This is a genomic window from Novacetimonas sp. GS1 (genome assembly GCF_036686925.1).
Lineage (GTDB): Bacteria > Pseudomonadota > Alphaproteobacteria > Acetobacterales > Acetobacteraceae > Novacetimonas > Novacetimonas hansenii.
In genome coordinates this window covers 1,778,691-1,798,173 of record NZ_VSZP01000001.1, presented here as the reverse complement: position 1 = coordinate 1,798,173, position 19,483 = coordinate 1,778,691, and the positions used below count along the sequence as shown (strand labels likewise).

Sequence of the window (19,483 nt, the reverse complement as noted above, 5' to 3'; positions counted from 1 at the left end):
CTTCATGACAGCACGTTTCGCCCGCCTTCGCATCGCCGGGTTCAAAAGCTTTGCCGACCCGGCCTCCATCGAAATCCTGCCGGGCCTGACGGGAATTGTCGGGCCGAATGGCTGTGGCAAATCGAACGTGGTGGAGGCCCTGCGCTGGACCATGGGGGAAACCTCCGCGCGGTCCCTGCGCGGGGGCGAAATGGATGACCTGATTTTCGCAGGCACCGCCGCACGCCCCGCACGCAACACGGCCGAGGTCACATTGTCACTGGAAGGTACGGCGGATGTCGCCCCGCCCCCGTTCCAGGGACAGGATGAACTGCAGGTCGTGCGACGCGCAGAACGCGGCGCGGGTAGCGGATATCGCATCAATGGCAAGTCCATGCGCGCACGCGACGTGCAGACCCTGTTCGCCGATCTGGCGTCGGGGGCGCGGTCATCCGCAATGGTCAGTCAGGGGCGTGTCTCTGCTCTGGTCAACGCACGTCCCGAGGAACGACGCAGCATCCTGGAGGAAGCGGCAGGCATTACCGGCCTGCATGGACGGCGGCATGAAGCGGAACTGAAATTACGCGCAACCGAGGCCAACCTCGAACGTGCAGAGGATCTCCGCCTTCAGCTTGAGGCGCGATTGGGCGACCTGCAGGCACAGGCAACGCAGGCGGCCCGGTACCGTGAACTGTCGCAGGGGTTACGCGAAAGCGAAGTGACGTTGCTGGCGCTGCTGCATGCCCGCGCACGCAACGCGGTGGCGCAGGCCCGCGAAAACCTCCACACCACGCGTCACGCGCTGCTTGCGGCGGAACAGGCGGCAGAAGACGCGACCATTGCACAGTTCGAGGCGACACAGGCCCTGCCCGGTTTGCGCACGCAGGCCGACACCCAGCGCAGCCAGCTTGAACGGCATCGCGTTATGGCGGAAAATATCGCGGCAGAGGTCGCGCGCGCCAATGCCGCCGTGGCAGAGGCGCAGGCCCGCCTTGAACAATGCCAGCAGGACCATGAAGCCGCCCTTGCGCGACAGGGGGATGCGCGGACCATGCTGGAACGTCTGGAGGCAGAGCGCGCAGAGGCGCAGGCCGCCCTTGACGCCCTGCCGGGACGTCAGGCGCAGGCCCGCGACGAGCTTGCCACCTTACAGACGCAGGTGCGCGAACAGGCCGGGGCCCTGGAGCAGGCCAGTGTGGCCGCACGCGAAGCGCAGTTGCGCTTTGCCCAGATGGAAGAAGCCCGCATCGCGGCAAGTGAACGTCAGGCCCACCTGCAGGCCCGGCATGACGAGATCACGGCGGAGGTTACGCGCCTGCGCACGGAAATGCCCGGCACGGAGGCGCTTGCGGCACTTGACCACGTTGTGGAGGCCGCGACACAGGCCGCGCATGACGCCCGCGTTGAACTGGAAACCGCGACACAGCTTCAATCGGATTGCGTGCTCAAGGCGAATATCGCACGCAACGAGGCCGCGCAAACCCGCCGACAGCATGAACAGGCCGCCCAGGAACTGGCCCAGGCAGCCGCACGGCTGGAAACCCTGCACCGTGACCATGCCGCTCTGGCCCAGCGGGAGGTTGAGGCGCGCGAACTGCTGGTGGCGCAGGACCATCTGGAACAGTTGCGCGACAGTGTCGCAACGGCTGAGGCCGCCTTTGTCGCCGCGCGTGAGGCACTGGAACGCGCCGAAATCGTCCGTACCGAACTGACCGCAACGGAAATGGAAGTCCGCGCCCGGGTCGAACAGGCCGCATCGCGACGTGGCGCGTTGGAACAGGCGACACGTGCCGCACGTTCCGCCTGCGCGCGGGCGGCCGCACAACTGGCGTCGCTGGCGGAAGAAACGGCACGGATCGAGCAAAATGCCCTTCCACCGGGTAAGCTGGATGGCGCCATCGCAGCCCGCAAGGCCGCAGAACAGGCCCATGCCAGCGCCGAAGACGACCTGCGGACAGCGGAACAGCAGATTGCCCAATGCCGCACACACAGCGAAACACAGGCACGACGCCTGAACGAACTTAGCGCCACCGTAACCGGCATGGAGGCCGAAGCGGACGGCCTGGCCAAGGCTCTTGCGGCGGATGGGGAGGTTCAGGACGGCGATGCCCCGGATATCGCCACGCTGTTACATATTCCCGAAGGGCTGGAAACGGCCCTTGCCGTAGTGCTGTCAGAAGGGCTGGAGGCATCGGTTTCATCTGCGGCGGCACGGCAGTGGCGTGACCTGCCCGTGCTGGAGGCACCGGCCTTTCCCGATGGGGACATCCGCCCCCTGTCCGGCCTGATTAACGCGCCCGGCGCATTGGCGCGTGTGCTGGCATTTGCCGGGCTGCTTGATGACGGGGCGGATGGGGACAGCCTGCAACGCCAGCTTGCGCCGGGGCAGTGCCTTGTGACACGTGACGGGGCATTGTGGCGGTGGGATGGCTATCGGCTTGCCGGGAACCTGCCCAGTCGCGCGGCCCTGAAGCTGCGCCAGATCAATCGGCTGCGCGATATTCGCGCGGAACTCGACCGTCTGCGGGCGGAGGTCCCGGAACGCAGGCAGGCTGCCGATGATGCGCGCATCGCGCTGGAAGCAGCCACGACAGCTATGAAGGAAACCCGCGCCCGGCGCGCCGGTGTTGAGGAGCAGCTTGGCTTGCTGCGGCGGCAGGAAGCGGAACTCGGGCGGCAGGATGCGGCGGTGCGCACGCGCCTTGATACGATTGCCGTGCAACTTGAGGCGGCGCGCGCCGCCGATGCCGAGGCACGGCAGACGCTGGAAACCGCACAGCAGGAAGAAGCCGCAGAACCGGCGCCCGCCCTGTTGCAAGCCGAGCTTGAACGCGCATCGGCGGCGGCACTCGTGGCTCGGCAGGACGAAGGACAGGCGCGGCAGGCCCGGCAGGCGGCGCAGGTGGCGCATGACGCCGCGCAGCGCAGCCTGAATGAAGCCACCAATCGCCATGGCGAGGCAGAGACACGCCTTCAGGCAATCATGCCCGCCCTCGCCCGTATGGCGCAGGATCTTGCGCAGGCCCAGCAGGACCATGCACGCGCACAGGCATATCAGGCTTCGCTCCCTCCCGCAGAGCAGGCTACGGCCACGCTTGATATGGCGGAACAGGCTGCAAAAGCGGCGGCGCAACGACTGTCCACCGCGCAGGACAATCGCGGCGCGACGCAGGCGACCCTTGATGAGGCGACACAGACCCGGACCGAGGCCGGAAACCGCCAGCACGAAATACGCAGTATCCTCGATGCGCAGGAACCGCGCCTTGACGACATCAGGCGCGAACTCGCCACCGTCTCCGAAAACTGCGCACGGATTGTCACGGAGCAGGCGGCCCTGCCGGACCCCGAACTTCTGGCCCGGGACCTTGAGGCCCTGCGCGAAAACCATGCCGCGACGCGGGGGATGGAACAGGACGTGCGTGACCTGCTCGGGCGGATCGATAACGAGCATGAGGCACTGACCCAACGCATTGCTGGGGCACTTGCCGCCATGGGGGAATGGCGCGACCGCGTTGAGGGGACACAGCGCGATGTGGACGCGACCCACGACCGCCTGCGGATCGCCCACGAAGACCATGGGCGCATCGCCCTGCAACCCGAAGAGATCACATCACGCAGCGAGGCCATTTCCACCGACCTGTCCGCAGCGGAAGGACGCTACAACCAATCGGCCGAAGCCCTGAAAACGGCGGAAACCACACTGTCCACGGCGCAGGATGCACGCGAAAAGGCGGATGCCGCAATGATCCGCATGCGTGAGGACGTCCTGCGTGCCGAAGGCAAGCAGGAGCAGGCCGAAGCCATCCTTGCGCAGTTGATGGCGGAATCACAGCCGCCCGCCGGTATCGTGCCAACGGACCTGAGCGAGGCAGCCGAGGCCGGGTTACGCCGCAAGGTCGGCCGTCTGGCCCGCCAGCGTGAAGAACTTGGCCCTGTAAACCTGCGTGCGGAAATCGAAGCCAATGAGGCGGGAGAGCAGATCAACACGATCATGACCGAACGCACGGAGCTTGAATCCGCCATTGCCCGGTTGCGTGGGACGATCGGCAATCTCAACCGCGAGGGCCGCGAACGGCTGATGGCGGTCTTTTCACAGATCGACCAGCATTTCCAATCGCTGTTCACGCGGATGTTCAATGGCGGGCGCGCCCATCTGGGCATGGTCGGCAATGACGATCCCCTGCAGGCCGGGCTGGAAATCTATGCCCAGCCGCCCGGCAAGAAGCTGGCCACCCTGTCGCTACTGTCGGGGGGGGAGCAGGCATTGACGGCGCTGTCGCTGATTTTTGCGGTATTCAGGTGCAATCCCGCCCCGATCTGCGTGCTGGACGAAGTTGATGCACCGCTGGATGATGCCAATGTCGGCCGGTTCTGTGCCCTGCTGGGCGATATGGTGGCAGAGGCCGGGACACGGTTCCTGGTTGTCACCCATCATCAGTTGACGATGGCGCATATGGACCGGCTGTATGGCGTGACCATGCAGGAACGCGGGGTCAGCCGTGTGCTTTCGATCGACCTTGAACGTGCCTCTGCCATGGTGGCGCAGGACAGAATGCACCCCACGGATGCGACATCGCCCTGAGGGGGCCAGCCGGGTAGCTGGCAAACAGAGCGCACTTCGATGGATGGCCAGCCCGCGCCATAAAGACACGGGCTGGCTGTAGGCAGGGTCAGGACGGGAGCATGGAACCCGTTTCAATGAAGCGCTGGTGCCATGACAGGGCTTCGGTCAGCAGATGCGGCGACTGCTGCCCGAACGACCCGGCACGGGCGCGCTTGTAGTAATCCTGGAGCATCGGACGGTAGTCAGGATGCGCACAGTTGGCGATGATGACTTCGGCGCGCTGCTTGGGTGACAGGCCGCGCAGGTCAGCCAGCCCCTGTTCCGTTACCAGAACCTGCGAATCCTGCGTGATGTGATCGACATGCGACGCCATCGGCACGATGGCCGAAATCTTGCCCCCCTTGGCGGTCGAGGGCGTCATGAAGACGGAAATATAGGCATTACGGGCGAAATCGCCCGAACCGCCAATGCCGTTCTGGATCTTCGACCCCATGATCTGCGTCGAATTGACGTTCCCATAGATGTCGGATTCGATCAGGCCGTTCATGGCAATACAGCCAAGGCGACGGATCAGGCCGGGATGGTTGCTGATGTCCTGCGGGCGCAGGATGATCTTCTTCTGGAATTCCCGCATGCGGGAATTCAGCGATTCCGCGGCTTCGGGGCTGAGCGAGAATGCTGTGGCCGAGGCGACGCGCATCTTTCCCGATTCCAGCATGCCCAACATGCCGTCCTGAATCACCTCGGTAAACGCGGTCAGGTTTTCGAATGGCCCTTCCTCCAGACCACCCATCACGGCATTGGCGACATTGCCCACGCCGGACTGCAACGGCAGCAACGACGACGGCAGGCGGCCACGGGCGACTTCGTGGCGGAAGAACTCCATCAGGTGTCCGGCGATGGCCTTGGCCGACGCGTCTGGCGGGCTGAACGGGGCGTTGCGGTCGGGCGCATGGGTTTCGACGATGGCCACGATCTTGGCCGGGTCCACACGCAGCGACGTCTCCCCGATGCGGTCATCGGGACGAAGCAGGGGGATGGGCTGGCGGTGCGGCGGCAGCGCGGTGCCGGTCCAGATGTCGTGCATCCCCTCAAGCGCGCTGTCCTGCCAGCTATTGACCTCGATGATGACCTGCTTGGCCGTGTCGAGCCACGTCTTGGAATTCCCGACGGAAGAGGACGGAACGATGCTGCCGTCTTCGCGGATGGCGGTGGCTTCGATCACGGCGGTGTCGATATCGCCAAAGAAGCCAGCCCAGGCCATCGGCGCGACATGGCTGAGATGCATGTCGAGATATTCGGTTTCGCCCTTGTTGATGCGCGCACGCAAGGCCGGGTCGGAGTTGTAGGGCATGCGAAAGGCAATGCCGTTGACCTTGGCCAGCGCGCCATCAAGTTCCGGCCCGGTGGAAGCCCCGGTCAGCAGGCGGATACGGAAATCGCGCCCCTTGGCATGCTCGCTTTCCATCAGGGCGGCCAGCGCTTCGGGGACCGCCTTGGGGTAGCCTGCGCCGGTAAAGCCACTGGTGCCAACCGTCATGCCGGGCTTGATGAACGATGCGGCCTGTTCCGCTGTCGTGATCTTGGCCCGGAGCGCCGCATTCCGGATTCGGGTGTGGTCGATCATGAACTTTCCCTCAAAGTCTTTTTTGTGTGCGCCAGCGCATGTATTGCACCGGGCCGGTTATCCTTGGTGATGGCCCCGACACGGTGCGGGACGTTGCCTGCCCCCATTCCGCGCGAACCACCTGATGCGCAATTTCCGTATGTCGCCCGTTTTCCCGGTCGACCCGTGCCGTGACGCTTTGGCCGTGAGGCTTTATCCCCTTACAGGATTGCTACGGTTCAGGCGAACGGGGGAATGCGCATCGTTTTCCCTCCTGACATCTGTTCTCCGTCTCGGGGCGGGCGTCACAACAAAAGCATGTGACAGTTGCGTCCTACATGCATCGTTGCCTTCACGATTGCTCTAGTGAAGGGGGCGTAAACGATAATTGCAACCTTCTCATGCGTTTTTTGCATGACTTGGGGGTCTGAAGCATTATCTATTGTCGATACGCAACATCGTGGAGACGTCGAGACAAGCCATCCCTGTGTTTGCGGATAGTGCAAGGATTGTTATCCTGATGGATAAGGGCCCCTGCGTGCGCACGCCTGGCGCATCTGCTTTGATATGGTTCGGTCAGGAAGTGGCGATGGGCCATCATTCATGTTTCAGGGAGAGGACTTTCGTTTGAGACGTCGATTACCCTCCCATCCCCCATATGCCTTTTCGGGCGACGCCGTACATCGCGCAGGCTTTCCCCTCCATGTGCCGCCGTCTGCAGCAATGGGGACAGACCCGATGGGAATGCCCCGATATGCGCCGACACCGGATAATGACGCCATTGCCCGGATGATCGGCGGGCGTCGCATACGTATCGTGGGCGATGTGCATGGGGACCTGCATGCCTTCCGCCATGCGGCGGCCACGGACCGGTTCCTGATACAGTTGGGCGATCTGGTGGATTACGGCCCCGACAGCGTGGGGACGTTCCGGTTGATGCAGCAACTGATCGACGAACGGCGTGGGCTGTTCGTGCTGGGCAACCATGACCGCAAGCTTGCACGCGCCCTGCATGGCCGCAAGATGCGACGCGACCCGCCCCTGATGGAAACCCTGGCGCAGTTTCTTGCCCCCGAAAACGAAGACGTACGGACACGCGCGATTGAAGACCTGTCGATGGCACCCGCATGGATCGTGCTGGGGAAATATGTCTTCGTACATGGGGGGTTTCATGTACGTATGCTTGACGAAGTTTCGCCCCCCGGCCTTGGCACGGTTACGCCCCTGCTGTCGCGCGCACTGTTTGGGGAAACAACCGGCCGGATGCAAAAAGACGGGTATCCCGAACGACGCCTGAACTGGGTGGATCACATTCCTGCCGGCTATACCGTCTATTGCGGCCATGACCGGCGTTCGACCGATGGGCGGCCATGGGTACGAACCGGTCGCGCCGGTGGCACGGCGATCTTTACGGATACGGGTGCGGGCAAGGGCGGCCATCTGGCGTGGATCGACCTGCCCGGACTTGACCTGCCGGGGACCGACCCCGCTGTTCACGCAATGTGAATGTGACGCGATCACGCCTGCCGCCGATCCTGATGACCCCTATCATACAGACCTGCTTTTACTGGGAGCCCTGACCTACATGAATGAAACACCCGTGACCGCCGTGCCGGACGAAGCGCGCGATGCACTTTTGGAACTGCGCCGCAGCATCGACAACATTGATGCGGCGCTGGTTTACCTGCTGGCGGAACGGTTTCGCCATACGCAGGCCGTGGGCCGCCTGAAGGCACGTTACCAGATGCCCCCTGCCGACACGACGCGTGAGGCCCAGCAGGTGGAGCGTCTGCGCGCATTGGCCCGCAGCGCAAACCTGGACCCCGATTTCGCGGAAAAATTCCTTGCCTTCATCATCAAGGAAGTCATCCGGCATCACGAGGCCATCGCCCGTCACGCCGATGACAGGCCGCAATCCTGAAATCCCCCACGATGTCCGATCCTGATGATGGCTGGCGGCAGTCCCCGCAGCGGCTGGTCCTGATGCGCCATGCGCAGGCCGCGCCCGTGCCCTTTGGCGACTTTGGCATGGATGCCGATATCCAGCGCCCCCTGACGGCACAGGGACGCCTTTCGGCCCGGCAGCGGGGCCATGAGTTGCAGGCAATGGGGTTCGTGCCCGATCTTGCCCTGATCAGCCCATCGTTACGCACATGTGAGACGTGGGCGGCAATGGGATCATTTTTCGGAGATCACGCCCCCGATGTCCAACATGTGAACGCACTTTATGAAACCTCTGCGGACCGTATCCTTGAGGTGCTGTGCGAGGTAGATGAAAAATACCGTAATATCATTGTGTTATCCCACAATCCGGGCATCGGTAACCTGGTCATGGACCTTGCGGGGCGCGATGCTTCGGGCAATCTGCCCCCTGCCCTGTCACTGGGCTTCCCCCCTGCGGCAATGGCGTGCTTTTTCAGCGCAATTCCGTGGAATAATAACCAGAATCATGAAATGAGCCTGTATCGCGCCCTCTGTGACTGATGTCCGCCGGGCATGGCTGCCCCGGATTGCCATGGATGCCATTTCGTCCTTATCTCGGTTTCAACGCCCATCATGATCCGCACTGGACGGGTGGGCACATAAAACGTGGGCAGGCACGAAACTGTCGCCAGAACGACAGGCTGTCCCGAGGTTGGAGACACGTTTCGCCATACCGCAACAGCGACGGCGGACGACCAGGAGGAAGTGTTTGATGAGCGAGTCAGGAAAAACCGCGACTATCTCGCTAGGCGAAAAGAGTGCGGCGCTGCCGGTTCTGTCTGGCACGTTGGGTCCGGATGTCGTCGATATCCGCAAGCTGCCTGCACAGACGGGTGTATTCACCTTCGATCCCGGCTATGGCGAGACGGCATCGTGCACCAGCAAGATCACGTTTATCGATGGTGAAAAGGGCATCCTGCTGCACCGTGGGTATCCCATTGCACAACTGGCGGAAAAAGCCACATTCATGGAGGTTGCCTACCTCCTCCTGAATGGCGAGCTGCCGGACCAGAAGGCGTATGACACCTTCGTGACGGATATCAAGCATCATACCCTGCTGCATGAACAGATCCGCAATTTCTTTAACGGGTTCCGTCGCGACGCGCACCCGATGGCGATCCTGTGCGGCACGGTGGGCGCGCTTTCATCCTTCTATCACGACGGGATCGACATCTCTAACGCGGCCAGCCGCAACCTGTCGGCCATGCGCATCATCGCCAAGATCCCGACCATCGCGGCATGGGCCTATCGTTATACGCAGGGGGATGCCTTCATCTATCCGCGTAACGACCTGTCCTATGCGGAAAATTTCCTGTCCATGATGTTCGCGGTTCCCAGCGAGCAGTACAAGATCAATCCTGTACTGGCCCGCGCCATGGACCGTATCCTGATCCTGCATGCGGATCATGAACAAAATGCCTCGACCTCCACGGTGCGCCTTGCCGGTTCCACGGGGGCCAACCCGTTTGCCTGCATCTCTGCCGGGATCGCGGCGCTGTGGGGACCTGCGCATGGCGGCGCGAACGAAGCCGTGCTGAAGATGCTGGCCTCCATCGGGCATAAGGATAACATTCCCGACTTCATCGCCAAGGTAAAGGACAAGAGTAGCGGCGTGCGCCTGATGGGCTTTGGCCATCGTGTGTACAAGAACTTCGATCCCCGCGCCAAGATCATGCAGGCCACCTGCCATGAAGTCCTGAGCGAACTGGGCATCAAGGACGACCCGCTGCTGGATCTGGCCATCGAGCTCGAAAAAATCGCGATCAGCGACGAATATTTCGTCAAGCGCAGCCTGTATCCGAATGTCGATTTCTATTCGGGCATCATCCTCAAGGCCATGGGCATCCCGACCAGCATGTTCACCGTGCTGTTTGCCGTGGCGCGCACCACCGGCTGGATCAGCCAGTGGAAGGAAATGATCGAAGAACCGGGCCAGCGTATCGGCCGCCCGCGTCAGCTTTATGTGGGTTCGCCAGAACGCGATTTCACCCCCATTTCCGAACGTTCCTGATCCCCTGCCCTTTCCCGGCCCACGGGCCGGGAAAAACAGGTCACACCAATGAAAACGGGCCTCTTCCACCCATGTGGAAGAGGCCCGTTGCATATATATATGTGTGCGTTGCCTTGTCCGGGTGATGCGTCACCACCCGGATGCGTCAATCCTCAAGCACACTCACAGCCCGTCGTCGGACCGGGACGATGATGGACGACATGGTGGTCAATCCATTCGGACACCAGACGCCGCGCTTCGTTTAACGATGCCTCGGGGTGATGGATGCGATACAGCGTCGTGCAGGCATGGAAGGCGGACACATCCGTCGTCCCCACCTGACGCAGTTCCTGGTACGCGGTAACAACGGCCCGTTCGCAGTTGCGAACGATATGGCTTGTTTCAGAACCCACGATAAGACACCACCCGAAAATGATAATTATTATTAACTTGGCGGAAGTGTAATCTATAACCTGCCTGGAAATCAAGAAAACACTTGTCACCATTTCGCAAAATCATATCTGTCCACGGAATTCATACCAGCATGACGGAATGTTTCGCCCATCCGCTCTAATTATGGATTTTCCGCGCTTTTCCCGGTAAGCGTCTTTTCAACATTTCATATCCACAATCTGGAGGCAGGGTAGATGCACGACGCAACAGGAAATGGCGCTGGCCTTTCAACCGGTTCAACCGCATGGGATCGGGATGCCGCGCTGACGACCGCGCGTCTTCTGCTGGAAATCAAGGCCGTCAATTTCCGCCCGGATGAACCTTACACCCTGACCTCTGGCTGGAAATCGCCTGTTTACATTGACTGCCGCCGGATCATCTTCTTCCCCCGCGCGCGACAGAAGATCATGGAACTGGGGGTGGAAAAAATCGGCCGCCATGTCGGTTATGAAAGCATTGACGCCGTGGTTGGCGGGGAAACGGCGGGTATTCCCTTTGCCGCGTGGATTGCCGACCGGATGATGGCGCCGATGGCCTATGTCCGCAAAAAGCCCAAGGGCTTTGGCCGCAATGCCCAGATCGAGGGCGATGTGCCCGAAAACATGCGCACGCTGCTGGTGGAGGACCTGACGACGGATGGTTCGTCCAAGGTGCAGTTTGCACAGGCCCTGCGCGATGCAGGGGCTATCGTGGACCATACGTTCGTCGTGTTTTTTTATGGCGTGTTTCCCGGCGCATACCAGACACTGGCGGACATGAACATCACGCTGCATGCACTGTGCACATGGTGGGATATCCTCGAAGCCTGCGCGGGCAAGCCCTATTTCTCTGAAAAAGATGCAAACGAAGTCCGCCGCTTCCTTGAAAACCCCTGCGCATGGTCGGCCAAGCATGGTGGCGTCGCCAGCGCGGAAGAAGCCCTGACGCGCAAGCTCACGGCGGATAAGGCGTCCTGAACCCATGGTGTGACGGGACGTGCGGATTCTTGCATTTGATTCAGGTATCGGCGGCCTGGGAATCGTGCGCTGCCTCAGGACAGACCTTCCGGGGGCACGCATCGACTACCTCGCCGATACGGCCGTTTTTCCCTATGGGGAACAGGCTGATGATTTTCTGGTAACACGCATCCTTATCCTTGTCGGGCAGGCCATCGCACGGTTGCGACCGGACCTGGTGGTCATCGCCTGCAACACCGCCAGCACCCTTGCCCTTGATGCCCTGCGCGCGCGCCATAAGCTCCCTTTCGTGGGATGTGTACCCCCGATTAAATGGGCAGCCGACCTGACGCAAAGCGGGACCATCGGCCTGCTGGCAACACGTGCGACACTGACGCGCCCTTATCTGAGCAACCTGCGAAACAGGTTCGCCCCGGGCTGCACCCTCATTACCTATGGCGCGCGCAACCTTGCGGACCTGTCCGAACTGGCCTTTCGGGGGCGCCCCGTTCCCGAAAGGGCCATAAGGATGGAAATGGATGGGCTGTTTTCACAGCCCGGGGGCGACGCCATTGATGTCGTGGGATTGGGCTGCACCCATTATACGTTCCTGCTGGATCGCTTTCAGCGGCTGGGGCGGCCCGGCCTGCGCTGGATTGATCCGGCGCAGGCGGTCTCACGACAGGCAACACGTCTTGCCCATAACCTCGGCACGGTTGCCGCAAAAGGACCGTATCAGCCGGGGCATGCATTCTTTACCGCATTGCCGCAGGATATGGGGGCCTTGCTCCCCGGATTGCGTCACATGGGATATGACGCAGCCTATCCCTTTATGGGAGAGGACCACCAGAACGCGCAGGACACCTGCATAAGATAACAGGCCGCGCATTGTGGTACTTCTGAAAACAAGAAAAGTTTCTGGGTGCCGCCTTTTTTCAAAAAGGCGGCGTCTTTCGAAGCTTTTTAGAAAAAGCTTCACCAAAAACTTTTATCTTTTCAGTATGTTACTGGATCTGTTTTTACAAACCACCTCTTAGCGCAGGCGGCTGACGGTATAGGACGCGGTATCCTGCAACAACTGCTTCAGGCGGGAATGCGGGAAGATATCCAATGCCTGCGACGCGGCCTCCGCATAGCGTGTGGCATGATCAAGCGTAATGCCAATGGCATTGGTCCGCGCAATCAGTTCCAGCGCATGGTCGAGATCATCCGACGTCTGCTCGCTTTCCTCAATGACGCGACGCCAGAAAACGCGGTCTTTTTCATCCCCTGCGTTATAGGCCGTCAGTACGGGCAGGGTGATCTTGCCTTCGCGGAAGTCATCGCCGATCGTTTTGCCCAGCGTGGCCTGATCCGCCGCATAATCCAGCGCATCATCGACAAGCTGGAACGCCATGCCGAGGTTGGTGCCATAGGAATCGAGGGCTTCTTCCACCTTCAACGGCTGATCGGCAACGACGGCCCCCACCCGGCAGGCCGCCGCGAAAAGGGCGGCGGTCTTGCCATGGATCACTTCGAGATATTTCTCGATACTGGTCGAAAGGTCGTTCTGCGTGGACATCTGCAGCACCTCCCCTTCCGCAATGGTCGCGGAGGCAGAGGACAGGATGTTCATCACCTTGAGCGAGCCATCATCGGTCATGAGCTGAAACGAACGGGCAAACAGGAAATCACCCACCAGCACCGATGCCTTGTTACCGAAGATGGCATTGGCACTAGCCAATCCCCGCCGCAGGGTGCTTTCGTCCACGACATCATCATGCAGCAACGTTGCGGTGTGGATGAACTCCACACATGCCGCAAGCGCGACATGGCGCTGATGCGTGGCGTCGGGTTCATACCCGCACAACCGCGCAGACGCCAGTGTCAGCAACGGACGCAGCCGTTTCCCCCCCGCCGCGACAAGGTGCGCCGCCAGTTGAGGGATCAGCGCGACCGGACTGTCCATGCGTTCAACGATTGCGCGATTGCATGCCGCCATGTCATCGGCGAGATATTCAGCCAGGTCGCGCAAGGCAACCTCAGATCCGTCTGCCATCGGGCGTCGAGCCCCTTTGTCTTTCTGACTTGCCGTTTTATCGGATTCCGGCAGACTAACTGCAAGGCCCAAAAGGTTATTCTCCCGGTTCCGAAGGTTCAATGTATCAGAGTATATGAGGGGCACCGGAAAGGCGGTCAAGCCAGAGGACGATACCGAATGCTGAATGCGCACGTATGACGGCGGTCTCGCGCATGGATACACTGCCCCCCATGACGTTGGGAACGCTCCTTGATGGGCGTGTCCGCTATCGTCAATTTTGCGATGGATACCGGACAGGACTGGAACCTGTCCTGATGGCCGCGTGCGTACCTGCACGCGCCGGGCAATATGTACTCGAAGGGGGATGCGGCGCGGGCGCGGGGCTTTTGTGCCTTGCGGCACGGGTGCCGGGTGTGCGCGGGATCGGGCTGGAATGCGATTCCCATACTGTCGCCCTTGGTCAGGTGAATGTTGGCGATAACGGATTCGACACGATTCGTATCCTGCAGGCCACCTTGCCGGCGATGCCTGATGACCCGTATCTGAGCGGACCGGGCGTGCGGCGTATCGACCATGCCTTTGCCAATCCGCCGTGGCATGACCATGCCAGCACCCCCTCCCCCCTGTCGCGTCGGGACAGGGCGCGCCGCCTGCCGCGCGCGGGCCTTGCACACTGGGTCGGCAGCCTGTCGGCACAGTTGCGTCACCATGGAACCCTGACACTTGCGGTGCCTGCCACATTGCTCGATCACGCAATCAGCAGCATGGGCGACAGCCATCTGGGGGATATTACGGTCTTCCCCTGCTGGCCCCGGCAGGGCGTTGCGGCAAAGATCGTGCTGATACGGGGACGCATGGGATCACGCACCCCTGCGCGACTTCTGCCTGGCATTGTGCTGCATCATGCGGATGGCACCTTCACGCAGGCCGCCCATGCCGTCCTGCGTGAAGGCCAGCCGCTCCTCGACTAACCTAAACCCCAACACATTATAAAAATTTTACTGACCACCTCATCCCGGAACCAAGGCGGCAGATTTTGACTCCAAACCAGATCCCCTGAAAACTTCTATTATTACAGTCAGTTATGTGGCCCCTTGCAAGGAGCCACACAGGATCAGTCGAAGGCTTCGCCCCATGTTCCCTGCGTCGCCGCACGGCTATATTCGGTGGAACGGTTTTCAAAGAAATTGGCATGCTCGACCGCGTTGACCATCTCATCCACCCATGGCAGCGGATTGGTCGCAACATCATACAGCCCATCAAGGCCAAGCTGGCCCAGACGACGGTTGGCCACAAAGCGGATATAGCGTTTCACCTGCGCGGCATCGAGCCCTTCCACCGGCCCCATTTCAAATGACAGGTCGATAAAGGCATCCTCATGCTCCACAATATCGCGGCAGATCTGGCGGATGTCATCTTGCAGCTTCTGCGTCCAGATTTCCGGGTTTTCCTGCACAAAAACCCGAAACAGCCGCGCCATGGAGACACAATGCAGCGTTTCATCACGCACCGACCATGAGACAATCTGTCCCATGCCCTTGAGCTTGTTGAAGCGCGGGAAGTTCAGCAGGATCGCGAACGAGGCAAAAAGCTGCAATCCCTCGGTAAACGCACCGAATGCCGCAAGCGTACGGGCGATCTCGTATTTGTTCGAGACCGAGAATTCCTGCATGTAATCGTACTTATCCTTCATTTCCTTGTATTTCAGGAATGCGGAATATTCCGATTCAGGCATGCCGATCGTATCGAGCAGATGGCTATAGGCCGCGATATGGATCGTTTCGATATTGGAAAATGCCGACAGCATCATCAGCACTTCGGTCGGTTTGAAAACCTGACTGTAATGCTTCATGTAGCAGTTGTTCACTTCCACGTCCGACTGCGTGAAGAAGCGGAAAATCTGCGTCACGAGATGCCGTTCGCTTTCGGTCAGGCTGCGATGCCAATCCTTGACATCATCGGCAAGGGGCACCTCTTCGGGTAGCCAGTGTACCTGCTGCTGCGTCAACCAGGCATCATATGCCCAAGGATAGCGGAAGGGCTTGTAAACCGGGTTCGCGGTTAGCAGGTCAAAGTGCTGCTCGGTCCGGGTGTCCGGGCTGGATGATGTATCGCTCATGGTGCTCACCCTATTTGAAGCCAAACAGGACCGCCGCTTCTCCTGGCTCCTGCATGAACACAACAGGGGATGTGATATCCCCTGCGGCAGGCGCGCCTGCTCTGGCTGAGGCAGGACAGCCGCGATCATATCCGGCTAATGATAAAAGTTTTTGATAAAGATTTTTTCAACACGCTTTGGCAGATGTCGCCTGTTGGAAGGCAGGCGACACCTGAAACGCCATATCGTTCTTTATGACGACGTCATTGCCAAACGTCCCCTTACTGACAGGCGAGGCATTCCTCGTAATCCGTCGAGGATGCAGGGGCCGCTGGGGGGATCGGTGGCAGGGCCTCGTCCGTTTCCTTTTGCATGATATCGTTCTTCACCTTGCCATCACTGACGGCATCAGCGCGCTGGACCGACAGGGAACGGCAGTAATACAGCGATTTCACGCCACGTTTCCACGCCATGTAATGGATCTGGTGCAGGTCGCGCTTATGCACGTTGGCGGGCAGGAACAGGTTGATTGACTGTGCCTGGCAGATGAAGGGCGCGCGATCCGCCGCATGTTCGATCACCCAGCGCTGATCCAGTTCAAAGGCGGTTTTGAACACATCCTTTTCCTGCTGATCCAGGAAATCAAGATGCTGCACACTGCCCTTGTTCAGGGTGATGGACGACCATACGTCATCCGTGTTGCGCCCCTTTTGCGTCAAAAGCCGGTCCAGATGGCGATTACGCACCGTAAAAGACCCTGAAAGCGTCTTTTGCAGGAACACATTGGCCGCGATTGGTTCGATACCGGGGCTTGCATTGCCTGCGATAATGGAAATCGATGCCGTCGGCGCAATCGCCATCTTGTTCGAAAACCGCTCCATAACGCCATATTCCGCGGCATCGGGACATGCGCCCAGCGACTGCGCCAGCTTATGGGACGCAGCGTCGGCCTGCTTGCGGATATGCTCGAAAATCCGCTTGTTCCACACCTTGGCAATCACGCTTTCGAACGGGATGTTCTTGGCCTGAAGGAAGCTGTGGAAGCCCATGACCCCCAACCCGACCGAACGTTCGCGCGCGGCGGCGTATTTGGCGCGTTCCATGTCATCGGGGGCACGGTCGATAAAATCCTGCAACACCCGGTCGAGGAACAGCATAACGTCCTCGATGAACTGCGGATCATCCTTCCATTCATCCCAGGTTTCAAGGTTGAGCGACGACAGGCAGCACACCGCCGTACGTTCCTTGCCATGATGGTCCATGCCGGTCGGCAACGTGATTTCGGCACACAGGTTGGAGGTCTTGACCTCCAGCCCCGCCAGCTTGTGATGCTGGGGGCGCGCATTGTTCACGTGATCGGAATAGATGATGTACGGTTCGCCCTGCTCCATACGGGCGGTCAGGATGCGTATCCACAGCGACCGGGCCGACACCTTGCGGATGTGGCTGCCATCCTTGGGCGACAGCAATGCCCATTCCTCGTCCGCCGCCACAGCGCGCATGAACGCATCCGAAATCAGGATTCCATGATGGAGGTTGAGCGCCTTGCGGTTGGGATCACCACCGGTGGGGCGACGCAGTTCGATGAATTCCTCGATTTCAGGATGCCAGACCGGCAGATAGACCGCAGCCGACCCGCGACGCAGCGACCCCTGGCTGATGGCCAGCGTCAGGCTGTCCATAACGCGGATGAACGGAATGACGCCGGATGTCTTGCCATTGCGGCCGACATTCTCCCCGATCGAACGCAGGTTGCCCCAATAGGAACCGATCCCGCCGCCCTTTGAGGCCAGCCACACATTCTCGTTCCACAGATCGACAATACCGCGCAGGCTGTCATTGGCTTCGTTCAGGAAGCATGAAATCGGCAGGCCGCGCGTGGTGCCCCCGTTCGACAGCACAGGGGTGGCCGGCATGAACCAATGACGCGAGATATAGTCATACAGACGCTGCGCATGTCCTTCGTCCGCGCCGTAATACGACGCGACGCGGCCAAACAGGTCCTGATACCCCTCGCCGGGCAGAAGGTAGCGGTTATCGAGCGTCGCCTTGCCAAACGCCGTCAGCAGCGCATCGCGGCTGCGGTCAACACGGACGGAAAAGCCGTCTGGCAACTGGACGACGTCATCAAACATCTCGGGCATGGGGGCCGCATCCTTTCTGTGGATGGCATCGTGTTCGTCACTATATCCCTCGACCGTAGAACCGGAGATGCCATCCAGACTCATCCACTTAAACTCCATAAGCTGCCCGTGACTTGTCGCAGGATCGGGTGATCCTGTTCCTATGTGTCCGGTCATTGCTGCTATGGCGCTATATATGGACCAATCTGCGTCCTGATGCACTATATATATGGACGCAGTGGCCTTTTCCGACTCTTGGACAATCCGTCGTCAAGAGGAAAAAAGTTATTTTTCACTCCACTTTGGCAGGCAAAACCGCTCAACGTCCGGCGGGAATATCCAGGCTGTTCCCGTCTGCGTCATCCCATCGCCGCAGGCATTGTGCGTCATGTTCGCGCGGCTGCACCCATTGGGTGCGACCATCGCTGAATTCCTCTTTTTTCCAAAAAGGCGCCCGGCTCTTGAGCCAGTCCATGACGAACTCGACAGCCTGAAACGCGGTGCCACGATGGGCTGCCGTGCAGATTACCAGTACGATCGGGGCCCCAACCCCAAGCCGTCCCACGCGATGGATGATGGTGCAGCCCGACAGCCCGAATCGCGTGGCCGCCGATTCGGCGATTCGCGTCATCATCGATTCGGTCATGCCGGGATAATGTTCCAGTTCCAGAGAGCGCAGCCCCCCATCCCCACGGACCATGCCGATGAACGACGCCATGGCCCCGACATCGGAATGTCCCGCCAGCAGGCTGGCGCTTTCATGGGTGGGATCAAATATTTCGGTCTGAACGCGGATATGGATGCGTGGCATGGCGCTGCTATCCCCCCGTGACCGGCGGGAAGAAGGCGATTTCGTCATCGGGCCCTATGCATGTATCCAGCGCTGCAAAGGACTGGTTCACCGCGACGCGCACCAGTTCGGGCTGCCCGAAGATTTCACCATATTCACCGCCCCGGTCATGCAACATCTGCACAAGGTCACTTACCCGCGTGACGCCGGACGGCAGGCTTATGGCTTCGCGGTCATGGCCCAGGCGGTCTCGTAGCCATGCGAAGTAGAGAATGTCCGGCATCCGCCCACCCTTTTGCTGCGTCAGGTTCTGGTATGCGTAGCGCTATATCAGGGATGCGGTTGCTCGACCACCGCGCCATCGGCATGGATCACGGTTTTGCCGCCATCGGCATGGGGAACGATGATATCCGCATTTTCCGCCATGGCATGGCTTCTTGCCGGATGGCCCTTGCCCTCGTGCCCGTCCTGTATCGTCGGCATGGCGGCGGGCAGGTCGGCCGGCAGATCGCCTGCATCCGCCTCACCGATGCTGAGCGATGCCCCGTCGAGCAGTTGTTGCGCGCCATCGGCGGAACGACGGACGAAATGCCCGGACTGTGCATGCACACGTCCCGAACTGATATCCGCCAGCGTGGGCATGGACTGTATCCTGGTGGGCCATATGTCCTGCCCCTGCGGCAGGATCGGGGGCTCCGCCACGGCATGCCCCATGGAACGACGCAGGTTTTCCGATTCCATCTTTGGCATGTTGGGCAGGCTGCCAGGCAGTTGCGTGTTATCGGCAAGAATGTCGCCAAACCCACCACACCCCGTCAGGCATAAGAGTAGTAGAAACGGGGCTTTCGGACGCATCGCATTCTCCCTGGTTCATGGCCGGCACAACCATAGGGAGAATTTGCCCGCATAATCTCACAACCACAAGTGGTATATGCACCCGGC

The 19,483-nt window shown here is 60.5% G+C and carries 16 protein-coding genes; 8 read left to right on the top strand and 8 right to left on the bottom strand.

Annotated elements, in window-relative coordinates; genetic code table 11:
- The first annotated feature begins 4 nt into the window (after window positions 1-4).
- Window positions 5-4,561, top strand: coding sequence for an AAA family ATPase (locus tag FYB92_RS08240; RefSeq protein WP_332828459.1), 4,557 nt, complete (start codon window positions 5-7; stop codon window positions 4,559-4,561).
- 88 nt (window positions 4,562-4,649) lie between these two features.
- Here the strand turns inward: FYB92_RS08240 and FYB92_RS08235 are convergent, their stop codons facing one another.
- Window positions 4,650-6,170, bottom strand: a complete 1,521-nt coding sequence (locus FYB92_RS08235; RefSeq protein WP_003620348.1) for an acetyl-CoA hydrolase/transferase family protein — start codon at window positions 6,168-6,170, stop codon at window positions 4,650-4,652.
- Between the two features lie 717 nt (window positions 6,171-6,887).
- On the opposite strand from FYB92_RS08235, the gene FYB92_RS08230 reads away from it, so the two are divergent.
- The 4 genes from FYB92_RS08230 to FYB92_RS08215 all read left to right on the top strand — a co-directional run bounded on the left by FYB92_RS08230 (window position 6,888) and on the right by FYB92_RS08215 (window position 10,143).
- On the top strand, window positions 6,888-7,655 hold the full coding sequence (locus FYB92_RS08230) for a metallophosphoesterase (protein ID WP_332828458.1): 768 nt from the start codon (window positions 6,888-6,890) through the stop codon (window positions 7,653-7,655).
- 79 nt (window positions 7,656-7,734) lie between these two features.
- On the top strand, window positions 7,735-8,070 hold the full coding sequence (locus tag FYB92_RS08225; protein ID WP_040512008.1) for a chorismate mutase: 336 nt from the start codon (window positions 7,735-7,737) through the stop codon (window positions 8,068-8,070).
- Window positions 8,071-8,081: 11 nt separating this feature from the next.
- Window positions 8,082-8,633, top strand: coding sequence for a histidine phosphatase family protein (locus FYB92_RS08220; protein ID WP_247066065.1), 552 nt, complete (start codon window positions 8,082-8,084; stop codon window positions 8,631-8,633).
- A 211-nt stretch (window positions 8,634-8,844) separates the two neighbouring features.
- On the top strand, window positions 8,845-10,143 hold the full coding sequence (locus FYB92_RS08215; protein ID WP_003620353.1) for a citrate synthase: 1,299 nt from the start codon (window positions 8,845-8,847) through the stop codon (window positions 10,141-10,143).
- 152 nt (window positions 10,144-10,295) lie between these two features.
- On the opposite strand, the gene FYB92_RS08210 is transcribed toward FYB92_RS08215, so the two are convergent.
- Window positions 10,296-10,535 (bottom strand): hypothetical protein, encoded by a 240-nt coding sequence (locus FYB92_RS08210; RefSeq protein ID WP_040510847.1) that lies wholly within the window; start codon window positions 10,533-10,535, stop codon window positions 10,296-10,298.
- Between the two features lie 234 nt (window positions 10,536-10,769).
- Here FYB92_RS08210 and FYB92_RS08205 point away from each other — a divergent pair, with 234 nt between their 5' ends.
- Together FYB92_RS08205 and FYB92_RS08200 are read left to right on the top strand one after the other, a co-directional pair.
- The gene (locus tag FYB92_RS08205) at window positions 10,770-11,531 is read left to right on the top strand and encodes an orotate phosphoribosyltransferase (RefSeq protein WP_003620355.1); all 762 of its coding nucleotides are present in this window, start codon (window positions 10,770-10,772) and stop codon (window positions 11,529-11,531) included.
- Window positions 11,532-11,550: 19 nt separating this feature from the next.
- Window positions 11,551-12,387 carry an aspartate/glutamate racemase family protein gene (locus tag FYB92_RS08200; RefSeq protein WP_332828457.1) on the top strand — a complete coding sequence of 279 codons (837 nt, stop codon included), beginning with the start codon at window positions 11,551-11,553 and terminating at the stop codon, window positions 12,385-12,387.
- A gap of 156 nt (window positions 12,388-12,543) precedes the next feature.
- Here the strand turns inward: FYB92_RS08200 and FYB92_RS08195 are convergent, their stop codons facing one another.
- Window positions 12,544-13,548: a polyprenyl synthetase family protein gene (locus FYB92_RS08195; RefSeq protein WP_332828456.1), complete on the bottom strand. Its 1,005-nt coding sequence runs from the start codon at window positions 13,546-13,548 to the stop codon at window positions 12,544-12,546.
- Between the two features lie 194 nt (window positions 13,549-13,742).
- Between FYB92_RS08195 and FYB92_RS08190 the strand changes: the two genes are divergently transcribed.
- On the top strand, window positions 13,743-14,501 hold the full coding sequence (locus FYB92_RS08190; protein ID WP_040512010.1) for a tRNA1(Val) (adenine(37)-N6)-methyltransferase: 759 nt from the start codon (window positions 13,743-13,745) through the stop codon (window positions 14,499-14,501).
- Between the two features lie 143 nt (window positions 14,502-14,644).
- Here the strand turns inward: FYB92_RS08190 and FYB92_RS08185 are convergent, their stop codons facing one another.
- From FYB92_RS08185 to FYB92_RS08165, 5 genes are all read right to left on the bottom strand, one after another.
- Window positions 14,645-15,649 carry a ribonucleotide-diphosphate reductase subunit beta gene (locus FYB92_RS08185; protein ID WP_332828455.1) on the bottom strand — a complete coding sequence of 335 codons (1,005 nt, stop codon included), beginning with the start codon at window positions 15,647-15,649 and terminating at the stop codon, window positions 14,645-14,647.
- 260 nt (window positions 15,650-15,909) lie between these two features.
- Window positions 15,910-17,772 carry a ribonucleoside-diphosphate reductase subunit alpha gene (locus tag FYB92_RS08180; RefSeq protein ID WP_003620361.1) on the bottom strand — a complete coding sequence of 621 codons (1,863 nt, stop codon included), beginning with the start codon at window positions 17,770-17,772 and terminating at the stop codon, window positions 15,910-15,912.
- A 298-nt stretch (window positions 17,773-18,070) separates the two neighbouring features.
- A complete protein-coding gene (locus FYB92_RS08175) occupies window positions 18,071-18,562 on the bottom strand; it encodes a molybdenum cofactor biosynthesis protein MoaE (RefSeq protein ID WP_075595288.1) in 492 nt (163 codons plus the stop codon).
- 7 nt (window positions 18,563-18,569) lie between these two features.
- Window positions 18,570-18,824, bottom strand: coding sequence for a molybdopterin converting factor subunit 1 (moaD, locus tag FYB92_RS08170; protein ID WP_003620365.1), 255 nt, complete (start codon window positions 18,822-18,824; stop codon window positions 18,570-18,572).
- Between the two features lie 47 nt (window positions 18,825-18,871).
- The gene (locus FYB92_RS08165) at window positions 18,872-19,396 is read right to left on the bottom strand and encodes a hypothetical protein (protein WP_003620367.1); all 525 of its coding nucleotides are present in this window, start codon (window positions 19,394-19,396) and stop codon (window positions 18,872-18,874) included.
- Window positions 19,397-19,483: the final 87 nt, after the last annotated feature.

Bases quoted from the DNA above. Each gene is read 5' to 3' on its own strand.
- FYB92_RS08240 (WP_332828459.1), top strand. From the start codon at position 5: ATGACAGCACGTTTCGCCCGCCTTCGCATCGCCGGGTTCAAAAGCTTT.
- FYB92_RS08235 (WP_003620348.1), bottom strand. From the start codon at position 6,170: ATGATCGACCACACCCGAATCCGGAATGCGGCGCTCCGGGCCAAGATC.
- FYB92_RS08230 (WP_332828458.1), top strand. From the start codon at position 6,888: ATGGGAATGCCCCGATATGCGCCGACACCGGATAATGACGCCATTGCC.
- FYB92_RS08225 (WP_040512008.1), top strand. From the start codon at position 7,735: ATGAATGAAACACCCGTGACCGCCGTGCCGGACGAAGCGCGCGATGCA.
- FYB92_RS08220 (WP_247066065.1), top strand. From the start codon at position 8,082: ATGTCCGATCCTGATGATGGCTGGCGGCAGTCCCCGCAGCGGCTGGTC.
- FYB92_RS08215 (WP_003620353.1), top strand. From the start codon at position 8,845: ATGAGCGAGTCAGGAAAAACCGCGACTATCTCGCTAGGCGAAAAGAGT.
- FYB92_RS08205 (WP_003620355.1), top strand. From the start codon at position 10,770: ATGCACGACGCAACAGGAAATGGCGCTGGCCTTTCAACCGGTTCAACC.
- FYB92_RS08195 (WP_332828456.1), bottom strand. From the start codon at position 13,548: ATGGCAGACGGATCTGAGGTTGCCTTGCGCGACCTGGCTGAATATCTC.
- FYB92_RS08190 (WP_040512010.1), top strand. From the start codon at position 13,743: ATGGATACACTGCCCCCCATGACGTTGGGAACGCTCCTTGATGGGCGT.
- FYB92_RS08185 (WP_332828455.1), bottom strand. From the start codon at position 15,649: ATGAGCGATACATCATCCAGCCCGGACACCCGGACCGAGCAGCACTTT.
- FYB92_RS08180 (WP_003620361.1), bottom strand. From the start codon at position 17,772: ATGCCCGAGATGTTTGATGACGTCGTCCAGTTGCCAGACGGCTTTTCC.
- FYB92_RS08175 (WP_075595288.1), bottom strand. From the start codon at position 18,562: ATGCCACGCATCCATATCCGCGTTCAGACCGAAATATTTGATCCCACC.
- moaD (WP_003620365.1), bottom strand. From the start codon at position 18,824: ATGCCGGACATTCTCTACTTCGCATGGCTACGAGACCGCCTGGGCCAT.
- FYB92_RS08165 (WP_003620367.1), bottom strand. From the start codon at position 19,396: ATGCGTCCGAAAGCCCCGTTTCTACTACTCTTATGCCTGACGGGGTGT.